Origin of the sequence: Rothia nasimurium (genome assembly GCF_928392795.1) — a bacterium.
GTDB lineage: Bacteria > Actinomycetota > Actinomycetes > Actinomycetales > Micrococcaceae > Rothia > Rothia nasimurium_F.
In genome coordinates, this window is record NZ_CAKMTJ010000007.1 from 26,525 (window position 1) to 37,885 (window position 11,361).

9 protein-coding genes are annotated in these 11,361 nt (G+C 58.6%); 8 read left to right on the top strand and 1 reads right to left on the bottom strand.

What is annotated here, in order from left to right:
- Window positions 1-131: 131 nt before the first annotated feature.
- The gene (locus L6963_RS08365; protein ID WP_237206589.1) at window positions 132-1,421 is read right to left on the bottom strand and encodes a DUF349 domain-containing protein; all 1,290 of its coding nucleotides are present in this window, start codon (window positions 1,419-1,421) and stop codon (window positions 132-134) included.
- Between the two features lie 300 nt (window positions 1,422-1,721).
- On the opposite strand from L6963_RS08365, the gene hisS reads away from it, so the two are divergent.
- The 8 genes from hisS (at window position 1,722) to L6963_RS08405 (ending at window position 11,348) form a co-directional block, all read left to right on the top strand.
- The gene (gene hisS / locus L6963_RS08370; protein ID WP_237206590.1) at window positions 1,722-3,074 is read left to right on the top strand and encodes a histidine--tRNA ligase; all 1,353 of its coding nucleotides are present in this window, start codon (window positions 1,722-1,724) and stop codon (window positions 3,072-3,074) included.
- A gap of 108 nt (window positions 3,075-3,182) precedes the next feature.
- Complete coding sequence (gene aspS, locus L6963_RS08375; RefSeq protein WP_237206591.1) at window positions 3,183-4,955, top strand: aspartate--tRNA ligase; 1,773 nt, start codon at window positions 3,183-3,185, stop codon at window positions 4,953-4,955.
- Window positions 4,956-5,934: 979 nt separating this feature from the next.
- Entirely contained in the window at window positions 5,935-6,369 is a 435-nt protein-coding gene (dtd, locus tag L6963_RS08380) for a D-aminoacyl-tRNA deacylase (RefSeq protein ID WP_237206593.1), read from the top strand.
- Between the two features lie 69 nt (window positions 6,370-6,438).
- On the top strand, window positions 6,439-7,788 hold the full coding sequence (locus tag L6963_RS08385; RefSeq protein WP_237206657.1) for a replication-associated recombination protein A: 1,350 nt from the start codon (window positions 6,439-6,441) through the stop codon (window positions 7,786-7,788).
- Window positions 7,789-8,165: 377 nt separating this feature from the next.
- Window positions 8,166-9,275, top strand: a complete 1,110-nt coding sequence (locus tag L6963_RS08390) for a hypothetical protein (RefSeq protein WP_237193849.1) — start codon at window positions 8,166-8,168, stop codon at window positions 9,273-9,275.
- Between the two features lie 400 nt (window positions 9,276-9,675).
- The gene (gene rpsD / locus L6963_RS08395; protein WP_237193847.1) at window positions 9,676-10,308 is read left to right on the top strand and encodes a 30S ribosomal protein S4; all 633 of its coding nucleotides are present in this window, start codon (window positions 9,676-9,678) and stop codon (window positions 10,306-10,308) included.
- Between the two features lie 143 nt (window positions 10,309-10,451).
- Window positions 10,452-10,877: a DUF948 domain-containing protein gene (locus L6963_RS08400; protein ID WP_237193841.1), complete on the top strand. Its 426-nt coding sequence runs from the start codon at window positions 10,452-10,454 to the stop codon at window positions 10,875-10,877.
- The gene (locus L6963_RS08405) at window positions 10,878-11,348 is read left to right on the top strand and encodes a peptide chain release factor 4 (protein ID WP_237206594.1); all 471 of its coding nucleotides are present in this window, start codon (window positions 10,878-10,880) and stop codon (window positions 11,346-11,348) included.
- Window positions 11,349-11,361: the final 13 nt, after the last annotated feature.

Genomic DNA, 11,361 nt, shown 5'->3' on the forward strand with positions numbered 1-11,361 from the left:
TGCACGATAAAAAGTTATCAGGCTGTGGATAACTTTCTCACCCGAGACACCTTATCCACAAAAATCCCCCGTCTACCGGCCGGTAGACGGGGGATTCTGCGTCACAAAGACGTCACAGACAAATCTGGGGCTTAGGCGCCAAACTCAGCAGAAGAAGCCTTGAGGGTCTCTAGCCACTGCTTGCGGGCGTCTAGGGCTTCCTGGGCCTTCTTGATCTTCTGGGCGTTGCCGCTGGCCTCAGCCTTAGCCAGGTCTGCTTCAAGGCCGGCGATGGCGTCCTCCAGCTGGGTCAGCATGGAGTTAGCGCGAGCCTGCTTAGCGGGGTCGGTCTTCTGCCACTTGGCGTTCTCGGCGCGGTGGATTTCGTCCTGAACCTTACGCAGTTCCTGCTCAACGCGGCGCACCGAGTTGCGGGGTACGCGTCCGATAGCTTCCCAGCGGTCCAGAATGCCCTCAAGGGCCTTCTTAGCCGCAGCGATATCGGTAACGGGCAGGATGCCGCGGGCCTCTTCCAGCAGGGCTTCCTTAGCCTTCAGGTTCGCCTCAAATTCCTTATCCAGCTCAGCGTTCACCGCGGTGCGGGCGTCGAAGAAGACGTCCTGGGCTGCACGGAAGCGGGCCCACAGGGCGTCATCTTCCTTGCGGGTGCCGCGGGGGGCTGCCTTCCACTGGTCCATCAGATCGCGGTACTTAGCGGCGGTTGCTGCCCAGTCGGTGGAGTTCTGCAGAGCCTCAGCCTCAGCGATGAGGGCTTCCTTCACGCGCTTAGCCTTGGCATTAGCCTCATCGAGCTGGGAGAAGTGGGCACGGCGGCGGCGGTCAAAGCTGGTGCGGGCAGCGCGGAAACGCTTCCACAGCTCGTCCTCGATGCTCTTGGCCAGGTGGTGTTCCTTCTGGGTCTTCTTCCACTCTTCGAAGAGCTCGTTCATGCGGGCGTGGGAGTTCTTCCAGTGAATAGCGGAGTCGTCCTTAGCCACGATAGCCTCAGCCTCAGAAACGATAGCTTCACGGGCTTCAAGGGCTGCCTGGCGAGCTTCGGCGCTCTCGGTCTTCTCTGCTTCCTCACGCTCATTGATTTTGCCAACCAGGGCAACCAGGCGTTCCTGCAGGGCGGCGTAGTCGCCCACCATGTTGCGCACAGCAACCTGCTGGCCCAGGTGGGCAGCTGCCTTCTGCAGGTCAGCGGCCTTGGCCTTGCGCTCTACGCGCTCTTCGAGCAGGGCAACCTGGGCTTCAAAGTTCTCAAACTTACGGGCGAAGTAGGCGAGGGCTTCGTCGGCAGATGCGCCGGGTACCTGGCCTACGGCGTATTCTTCACCGTCAACGATAACGAAAACGTGGCCGTCCTCGTCCACGCGGCCGAACTTGCGGGCCTTGTCGAGGTCTACGTTGAGGGTGGTGTCGTCGGATTGGGTAGTCACCGCTATAACTCTTTTCGCATCAGTAGTGGGGGCGAACCCCCGTTTAAGTAATGAAAAGTGCACCAGACCGGGCCATATCGATAGGGCTGGTTGCCGTCATGGGTGTGAGATGGCAATAATCTATCGGGCGCAGGTGGCGCAGTAACAAGCATAGCGTGTTTAAGAGCTTCACGGAGGCAATTACCCGGCAGGTGCGCCAACGGTCTAGTATTAAAAAGACTATGCTCTGCTGTGAGACCGCTTGTTTCCCGAGGGCACGTTACCTACTTCGACCGTTTTCAACCGATAAAAGGGGAGCACATGGCTCGCAAACAATCGCTTTCTGGTTTTCCGGAGCACCTGCCCGAGGAACGCCTGGTAGAGAATTTTGTTCTCGATACCCTGCGAGAGACCTTTGAGCTTCACGGTTTTTCGTCGATTGAGACCCGTTCGGTAGAGACCATTGAGCAGCTTCTGCGCAAGGGCGATATTGATAAAGAGGTCTACGCGGTCTCCCGCCTGCTTGACGATGCGGACGAGGCCCGGGGCGGCAAGAAGGAAAAGCTGGCCCTGCACTTTGACCTGACCGTGCCCTTTGCCCGCTACGTGGTGGAGAACGCCGGCTACCTTTCCTTCCCCTTCATGCGCTACCAGATTCAGAAGGTCTGGCGCGGTGAGCGCCCCCAGGAGGGTCGTGCCCGCGAGTTCACCCAGGCCGACGTGGACGTCGTTGGTGACGGTGTCCTGCCCTTCCGCTACGACGTGGAACTGGCCCTGGTCATCGTCGATGCGCTCTCCAAGCTGCCGATTCCCGACTTCAAGCTGCGCGTCAACAACCGCAAGCTCTCCGAGGGCTTCTACCTGGGCCTGGGCCTGACCGACACCGCCGGGGTACTGCGCAATATCGATAAGCTCGAAAAGATCGGTGCGGACGCCGTCGCCCAGCTTCTTAAGGACGAGGTCGGCGCTACCGACGAGCAGGCCGCTGCCGCCCTGAAGCTTGCCAGCATCCGTGCTGAAGATACTTCCTTTGCTGATCAGGTGCGCGCCCTGGGCGTCACCCACGACCTGCTCGAAGAGGGCCTAGCTGAACTGACCGAGGTTATCGGTGAGGCAGCTAAGCGCGCCCCCGGCAAGGTGGTCGCTGACCTGTCTATTGCCCGCGGTTTGGACTACTACACCGGCACCGTCTATGAAACCGTGCTGGTGGGTCACGAGCAGCTGGGTTCCATCTGCTCTGGCGGCCGCTACGAGTCTCTGGCCTCCAACGGCAAGAAGACCTACCCCGGTGTGGGCCTTTCGATCGGTGTAACCCGCCTGGTTGCCCGCATCCTGTCTCAGGGGTTTGCCGAAGCAACCCGCAAGGTGCCCACCGCCGTCCTCATTGCCCTGACCAATGACGAGATGTGGTCCGGCGCCCAGGACGTCGCCGACGCCCTGCGTGCCCGCGGTATTGCCTGCGAAGTCTCAGCAACCGCCGCTAAGTTTGGTAAGCAGATTAAATACGCCGAAAAGCGCGGCATCCCCTTCGTCTGGTTCACCTCAGCGGGGGAGAACGGCGCGCTCACCCACGAGGTCAAAGACATCCGCACCGGCGAGCAGGTAGCAGCAGATCCCACCAGCTGGGCCCCGCCGGCAGAGGACCTGCACGTGCGCGTGCTCCCTACCACCTAATTCACACCCGTCCAACCGGTGCCAGGCGCACCACAACACGGTAAAATCGGGAGCAAACTGAACTTTAGACAGTGCCACCCGGTACCGTGCCCCATCGAAAGGAACTCAGTGCTACGCACTCACACCCTCGGCGAACTCACCGCCGAGAACATCGGAGAAACCGTTACCCTCTCTGGCTGGGTAGCCCGCCGTCGCGACCACGGTGGCGTGGCCTTCGTTGACCTGCGTGACCGCGAAGGCGTCACCCAGGTTGTCTTCCACAACGAAGCCGACTTCGAGCACTTACGCAACGAGTACGTCCTCAAGGTCGTGGGTGAAGTAACCCGCCGCCCCGAGGGCAACGAAAACCCCAACCTCACCACCGGTGACATCGAGGTCATGGTCAAGGAGACCGAGGTGCTCAACACCTCAGCCCCCCTGCCCTTCCAGATTGATGAGCACGTTGAAGTGGGCGAAGAAGCCCGCCTCAAGTACCGCTACCTCGACCTGCGCCGCCCCGAGCCTGCCCGCCTGATGCGCCTGCGCTCAGAAGCAAACCGCGCCGCCCGCGAGGTGCTGCACGGCCAGAACTTCACCGAGGTCGAGACCCCCACCCTGACCCGCTCCACCCCCGAAGGTGCCCGCGACTTCCTGGTGCCCGCACGCCTGGCACCCGGCTCCTGGTACGCCCTGCCCCAGTCACCCCAGCTCTTCAAGCAGCTGCTGCAGGTGGGCGGTATCGAGAAGTACTACCAGATCGCCCGCTGCTACCGTGACGAGGACTTCCGCGCCGACCGTCAGCCCGAATTCACCCAGCTGGATATCGAGGCTTCCTTTGTCGACCAGGAAGACATCATCGACCTGGGTGAGCGTATCGTTGAGGCTGTCTGGAACCTGATTGATGTGAAGGTTCCCCGCCCCATCGAGCGCATTACCTATAAGGACGCGATGGAGAAGTACGGCTCGGACAAGCCCGACCTGCGCTTTGGTCTGGAGCTCACCGAGCTGACCGATTACTTCAAGGACACCACTTTCCGCGTCTTCAAGGCACCCTACGTCGGTGCTGTTGTTATGCCCGGCGGCGCCTCCCAGGCACGCCGTACCCTGGACGCCTGGCAGGAATGGGCCAAGCAGCGCGGTGCTAAGGGTCTGGCCTATGTGTTGATCCAGGAGGACGGCGAGCTGACCGGCCCCGTAGCTAAGAACATCACCGAGGCTGAGCGCGAAGGCCTGGCTGCTGCTACCGGCGCCAAGCCCGGCGACTGCATCTTCTTCGCAGCCGGTGAAGCCAAGGCTTCCCGTGCCCTGCTGGGTGCAGCCCGCGTGGAAATCGGCCACCGCACCGGCCTTATTAAGGAGGGCGACTGGTCCTTCGTTTGGGTCGTGGACGCCCCCATGTTCGAGTCCGCTGCTGACGCGACCGCGTCCGGCGACGTCGCCCTGGGCCACTCAGCCTGGACCGCAGTACACCACGCCTTCACCTCACCCAAGCCCGAGTACCTGGACTCCTTCGACGAGAACCCCGGCGAGGCTCTGGCCTACGCCTACGATATCGTCTGTAACGGTAACGAAATCGGTGGCGGTTCAATCCGTATCCACCAGCGTGACGTGCAGGAGCGCGTCTTCAAGGTCATGGGTATTACTGAGGAAGAGGCCCAGGAGAAGTTCGGCTTCCTGCTGGAGGCCTTCAGCTTCGGCGCACCCCCCATGGGCGGTATCGCCTTTGGCTGGGACCGCGTGCTACAGCTGATCGGTGGCACCGACTCTATCCGCGACGTCATCGCCTTCCCCAAGACCGGTGGCGGCTACGACCCGCTGACCGCAGCCCCTGCACCGATTACCGCGCAGCAGCGGAAGGAAGCAGGCGTGGACTTCAAGCCCAAGAAGGACGGCGAGAAGTAAGCGCTCTTTCCCGGTAGGTACCATTTAAACCAGAAATACCCACGAACTAGGTGGGTATTTCTGGTTTTTCTGGTCTTTTCTAGCCGGGAGTGAAAAATGCTTACCTTCCTCTTACCATGGAAGTATGAGCAGAAAAGTGGTTGCAATAATCTGCGCATTGTGTGTATGTGGGATGGTTTGCTGGTTTCTAGCGTGGAGTCTGGTTCCGGATTTCTCTATTTCTGAGTATGAGTTCTCGGTTTTAGGGGATTCACTACGGAACTTGGGTGGAGTAGCCGCGGTCTTTGTTGCAGGTACTGCGGCATGGATTGCTTATAGGACTAATGAGAATCGGCGCAAGGAAGCAAATAGGTCAAACTTCAAAGATAGGATGCAGTGGACGGTTGAGCACCTTTCGAGTACAAGCCATGTAGAGCAGGTCTACGCCCTAAAGCTGCTTGAAGAGCTTTCCCGTGATCCTGAACTGGACCCTGCTGATAGTAGGCTGGCTCAGTCTATAGTTAAGACCTATAAGGAAGAGCTCAAACAGGAAACCAGACAAGAATCATCTAGAAAGTCTTGGAGATTCAGCCGCAACCGACGATAATTGAGTTAACTGAGAAAGGGGTACACCTGATGACTTCGATAGTAGTTACCCATTCACCAAAGTCGACTGATAGGGTTGGCCGTAAGGTCCAACATGTGTCTCAAAGCCGCCGACAGCAAGAAGTGGCAGAACAACTGAAAATTATTGCAGAGATTGAGGCTAATTTAGCGAAGCCTCGTTCATACTTTAAAAATCTTCGCCGGAAAGAACAGGCAAAGTAACCTGCAGGTAGTGGAGGGGGTGCCTCATCCGATGAGTCTGACCTTCACCCGGTAGGTACCATTTAAACCAGAAATACCCACGAACTAGGTGGGTATTTCTGGTTTTTCTGGTCTTTTCTAGGGCGGTTGATAGGCTAGAACCGTCAGCCACCCTCCAGACAAAGGAGCACCCATGCGCGCAGTTCTTCAACGGGTTACCTCAGCCGCCGTCACAGTCGACGGCCAAACAGTAGGGAAAATTGACCGGCCCGGCCTGCTGGTTCTGGTGGGTATAACCCACGAGGACGGCCCCGCTCAGGTAGCTAAGCTGGCAGATAAAACCGCTAACCTTCGCCTCTTAGAAGGGGAGCGGTCTGTGCTCGATGAGGGTGCTCCGGTGCTGGCGGTCAGCCAGTTTACTCTCTATGGGGATGCGAAGAGAGGGCGGCGTCCGTCCTGGTCTGCCGCTGCTCCCGGCCCGGTCAGCGAACCCCTCTTTGAGGCCTATGTGCAGGCCCTGCGTGAACTGGGGCTGACGGTTGAAACCGGCCTCTTTGGCGCCGATATGCAGGTCAGTCTATCGAACGACGGCCCTGTGACCCTGATTCTCGATACCGACTCCCTTTAAGGCAAGTTGACCGTGGAACCCTCTCTCTTCTTTTTTGATGATTCTCAGCCAGATACCGATAGCGAGCAGGTGACGCGTCGGCGGGAGCGGGCTCCGCTGGCCGTGCGTATGCGCCCCCGCACTCTCGATGAGGTGGTAGGGCAGAAGCACCTGCTGGGCCCGGGCTCACCCCTGCGGGTTTTGGCGGGTGAAGGGGGCGGGCCTGCGGGGCCCAGTTCGGTGATTTTGTGGGGCCCACCCGGTACAGGCAAGACTACGCTGGCCAACGTGATTGCCGGGGGAGCCGGGCGCAAGTTCGTTGAGCTCTCTGCCATTACTGCCGGGGTGAAGGACGTCCGCGCCGTCATGGACCAGGCCCTTGAGGACCGCGATTTTCGCGGACTGACTACCGTACTTTTTCTTGATGAGATTCACCGTTTTACTAAAGCCCAGCAGGACGCCCTCTTGCCGGGTGTCGAGAACCGCTGGGTGGTGCTGGTGGCGGCAACCACCGAGAATCCCTCGTTTTCGGTGATTTCACCCCTGCTGTCGCGTTCTATTCTGTTGACCCTGCAGGGGCTCACCGATACAGATATTGCTGAACTGCTCCAACGGGCGGTCGCCGACGCCCGGGGTTTTGCCGGTGTGATTTCTCTGGAAGACGAGGCTGCTACGCACCTGGTCAAAATGGCCAATGGGGACGCCCGCAAGGCTCTGACCTCTTTGGAAGCTGCTGCTGCTGTAGCTTTTGGTGAGGCTGAGGACGCCGGGGTTGAGTATTCGGTCAGTCAGCCCCTGCAGGTGACAGCTGAGCACGCGGCTTTAGCTGTTAACAGGTCGGTTGTACGCTACGACAGGCAGGGGGATCAGCACTATGACGTCACCAGTGCCTTTATTAAGTCGATTCGGGGCTCAGATGTTGATGCCGCCCTACACTATCTAGCTCGCATGATCGAGGCGGGGGAGGACCCCCGGTTTATTGCCCGGCGACTCATCGTTCATGCCAGTGAAGATATTGGTATGGCCGACCCTACAGCCCTGACCGCAGCGGTGAACGCTGCCCAGGCTGTTCAGCTGGTGGGGCTGCCCGAGGCTCGACTGAATCTGGCCCAGGCAACAATTCACCTAGCATCTGCCCCTAAATCCAATGCTGTCTATCGGGCAATCGACGGAGCCTTGGCGGACGTCCGCGCCGGCTTGGCTGGGCCGGTGCCCCTGCACCTGCGCGATGGGCATTACCCGGGAGCTGCTGCCCTGGGGCACGGCAGGGGCTATATCTACCCCCACGATGAAAAGAACGGAGTGGCCCGCCAGCAGTATGCCCCTGACGCCCTCGTCGGTAAGGCCTATTACAGACCAACAGTCTTTGGGGCGGAAAAGGAGCTGGGGGAGAGACTGCGACGAGTGGGGCTTCTACGTAAACCTGATAATAATCAGTAGACAGGCAGGTGTTTTGAGCTAAGTGTTGATAAAATTTACGGACGACTATAGGTGATTTACCACACACAAATTGGGTTTTGTGGGATAGAAAGAGGAAAACAACTTTGGGTGAAAGTGAGGGTTAGGGGTAGAAATCTTCACTCTGGCTAGCGTGAATGTGTGTAATCTGGGTCTATCTAATGACCTGTTCGGTAAAAGCGCATATTTGTGTATTGATAATTAGGTCTGCCTAAATATGTTTGCGGGGATTTGAAGACCTGCACTCTTTGTCTTTCTTCCGTATAATAAATTTAGTTTCCATTGTGAATGGTGGTTCGCACTAGGCTGCCGCGATGGTGACACGTCTTTTTTACCCCCTTTATATGAGGAAAACATACATGACTCACAATGTTTCTCGCCGTACCCTGGCTAAGGGTGCTGCTTGGGCAGCTCCTGCAGTCGTTGCTACCACTGCAATCCCTGCTTACGCTGCTTCACCCGCAACCTGCGATGAGACCAAGGCAGCTGTCACTAAGGCATTCGCTGACTTTGCAACAGCAAACGTGCCCGACCTGAGCGACGTCAACCTGCGCTACGTTTTCGCAGGTCCCTCCCACTACAACGGTGCAGCTAATGATCCCTCTTTGCGTGTGCAGTTCACGGGCCCCTCACATAAGCTGGCTGAACTGGCAAAGCTCAAGTACGAGCTGGGCATCAAGAATGTTGACACCTCAGTAGCTGTCAATACTCTCTTCAATGGCATGAACCCCGTTTCTAAATTCAAGAACGTCACCATGCCCTACCCCTACCCTGCCTCTGCCAACTGGGATACCCGTAACGGTACCGTCCGTGGCGATGCTCCCCGTCTGGTAGGCGTTGCAGATAACCCCCGTGATGCCACCTTCGGCTCCTCCTTCCTGATCTGGGACGGTGCAGCTGACGGCGCACTCGCGCAGGAGCAGGAATTCTCGGGCACCGGCGCAGACTACGTCTACTACACCGGCACCCTGCGAGCAGACTCCGCTTTGAAGAAGGGTCGCCTGGAGGACCTAATTCACCTTGGCTTCCGTGACGGTGCCCACGCTGGTGGTCGTATCTACCAGTCAGTTGCTAACCGCTTCGTAGCCATCGCAGCCCCCACTATGGATCAGGCTCGTGCGCTGATTCCTGGTACCGTTGATGAAGCCTGCTTCATCGAGGCTTACAACGCTGAGGTGCTCAAGTGGGATACCAACAAGACCGGTCTGGGTGGTCTGACAGCATCCTATGCTCAGTGGGCTAACGGCGCTGTTTCTGACATCGTTGTTGCTGCTGATGAGTTCGCCTGGTCACATGAGCTGGGCAGCTTCCACTCAGCATACGTAGCTGATGAGGGCCGCGGTCTGGTTCTGGGTCCTCAAAACCGAACCGATCCCCTGGACTTCTTCAACGGCTTCGCTGGTGGCCTCTGGAATGCTGCGGAAACCGCTTTCGCCACCCAGCTGCGCTACCGCGACGGTATCTACTAAGCCGTATCGCTGTTCCTAGCGTCATGCTAGATTGATATAGCTACGAGTCGCCCCTCAGAGGTTACCTCTGGGGGGCGACTTGTTGTGTACAAAACCACATCATTTATTGAAACAATACTGGTGTTGCCAAACCTTTGAGCACGGTAAGCTTAAAGCTTGGCTGGCAGACTACCCAAAACGCAGCGTCCCACCCCGGTAACGGGGCAGAAACTGATCACCGGGTAGCTCGTAGTACCGAGAGTGCGGCTGCTCTCTACTCTCCACCGCCCAAACCGTGGGCGGCCCACCGGAGGCCAGACCACCAGAACAATGGCACACCCACACCCGTGGGAAACGCTCAGCACACCACCGTATATGCGTTACGAGCCGTGCCAACCGCTAAAGAAAAGGAATACGAACTGTGGCAAACCACAACCGTACCCGCCGTACCGTGCGTCAGTCACGTGCCCTCGGCATCGCACTGACCCCCAAGGCAGAAAAGTACCTCGAGCGTCGCCCCTACGGCCCCGGCCAGCACGGCCGCAGCCGCAAGAAGGCTGACTCAAACTACGCCGTACAGCTGCGCGAGAAGCAGCGTCTGCGCGCACAGTACAACATCCGTGAAGCACAGATGCGCCGCGCCTACCTCGAAGCAAAGCGCATCGAAGGCCAGACCGGTAAGAACCTGGTCGAGATCCTCGAAACCCGCCTGGACGCCCTCGTCCTGCGCTCAGGTTTCGCTCGTACCATCGCACAGGCACGTCAGCTCGTCGTCCACCGCCACATCATGGTAGACGGCATCCGCGTTGACCGCCCCTCCTTCCGCGTCAAGCCCGGCCAGCTCATCCACGTTCACCCCAAGTCAGAGAAGATGGCACCCTTCCAGGTTGCAGCCACCGGCGCACACCAGGACGTCCTGCCCGGCACCCCTGCCTACCTGAACGTAGAGATCGAGAAGCTCCACGCAAAGCTCGAGCGCGCACCCAAGCGTGAAGAAATCCCCGTGACCTGCGAAGAGCAGCTCGTGGTTGAATACTACTCACGCCTGGCCTAATCACGCCAAGCTTAACCAGCCCGCCCACCTGCCCCCACACGGGAACAGGGGAGCGGGCTGGCTCCTTAATGCCGTGTAAAGTAAGATTGTTATCAAATCGTGTCCTTTAACAGCCGGGTAACTCGGCAGAAAGCAGGAAAGCCATGAGCGGAGCAGATATCGCAGGCCTCATCGCCGCAGGCGTATTCGCCATCCTGGTAGCCCTGCTAGCCCTACCCATCATCAAACTCGGCAAGGTCTTCGACGAGCTCACCGCAACCATTCGGTCCCTCAACAATGAGACCACCCCGCTGATCGGCGAAGTCACTAAAACCGTTGCCAGCACTAACGCCCAGATTGAAAAAGTCGATAGCATCACCAGCAACGTTTCGGACGCCTCAGCTAACGTATCTGCCCTCTCTTCTCTGGTTACTTCCACAGTAGGTCAGCCCCTCATTAAGGTGGCAGCCTTCTCCCACGGCATCCGCAAGGCTGTAAAGGGGGACGGCGGTGCGCCAGCTAGTTCACACCAGGCAGCACCCCGAACCGAAAGCCAGGGTTTCACCGGAACCTCACCCGAAGGCCACTAAATGGGACTGCTCAAAAACTTACTCCTTATCGCAGGTGGAGCCGCCGCAGGCTATCTAGCCACCCGCTCCACTAGCGCAGCACCGGCGTCCACCGACCTAGAGGTTTCAACGAACCACCCCCTGCAAAAGTTCACCGCAGAAGGTAGCACCATGGCCCAATTCTTTGACTCTAAATACGGGGCCCCTTTTAAGGGTGCCGCCCTCAAAGCGATGAGCTTCGCGGCAACGGTCAAAGCCGGCATGGACGAAAAAGAAGCAGAGCTTAAAGATCGCTTCGACTCCCAGACCAAGGACGCCCGCCCCGGCTCCCTCGACACCTGGCAGCAGGGGAGTGAGCACCACCAGCTTACAAGCGACCAGGTTATTGAATCTGAAGCCCTGCCCCCGACCGGTAGCCTGGCAGAGCGAGAAGCTGACATTAGACGGCGCCTAGAGCGCGATGCCGATCTAGGCAAAGACTTTTTCGCATAAGCGAACCACCCCA